The following is a 681-nucleotide window of genomic DNA, read 5'->3' as shown; positions in this document are numbered from 1 at the left end:
GATTGCTACTACCAACTACATCGAATGTAAACCAAACAAGATCCGAAGTTTCCTCTTTAATACAATTGATTATTTCAACAAGTTGTCCTCCTAAACAAATGTTCTCATTTCTGAAATACTTGTGGTCGAGTCTAAGTATAAATGTAGATTTTTTCAAATCATTATTGTTCAATGAGTTCACTCCTTTTTATGATTCTATGTGTAACCTTGAAAGGCTTAGAACAAAGAATTACTTTTGATTGAGATTACTAATATTTCTTATTTTTAAGTCGTCACTGGCGATCTAAATCAATAGTCGCTTATGAATCAATCTCTAATTTCACATTTAGCTTTAAACATCTGCTCTATGATTTTATCGTATAAGCCATCATCTTCTATAAGGAGCACAGTATTATTCTTTTTATGAATAATCAAATAACCTTCGCTCATTTTTTCTAGAAAATATTCATTAGTCTCCCATAAATATTTATATGATCTAAGTTCCATATTATCACCTTCACTTTTATTTATATGAACCATCTTTGTAAAATCTCCTTTAGCCAATCGGTCTCCTACAGAAAGTTCTTGACCTGTCACTTAATCTGTTCCTGTAAAGACTTCCTGTACACCTTTACCGTTCCCAAAATAGGAACAGCATCCGCTAAGAAACTGCCAACCGTTTTAAACATCTCGTCACTATCC

The 681-nt window shown here is 32.2% G+C and carries 1 protein-coding gene; it reads right to left on the bottom strand.

Going from position 1 to position 681, the window contains the following annotated elements; genetic code table 11:
- Window positions 1-306 precede the first annotated feature (306 nt).
- Complete coding sequence (locus PTI45_RS01530) at window positions 307-576, bottom strand: hypothetical protein (RefSeq protein ID WP_069325786.1); 270 nt, start codon at window positions 574-576, stop codon at window positions 307-309.
- Window positions 577-681: the final 105 nt, after the last annotated feature.

The organism is Paenibacillus nuruki, from assembly GCF_001721045.1.
Taxonomy (GTDB): domain Bacteria; phylum Bacillota; class Bacilli; order Paenibacillales; family Paenibacillaceae; genus Saccharibacillus; species Saccharibacillus nuruki.
This window is presented reverse-complemented; position numbering and strand designations above follow the sequence as displayed.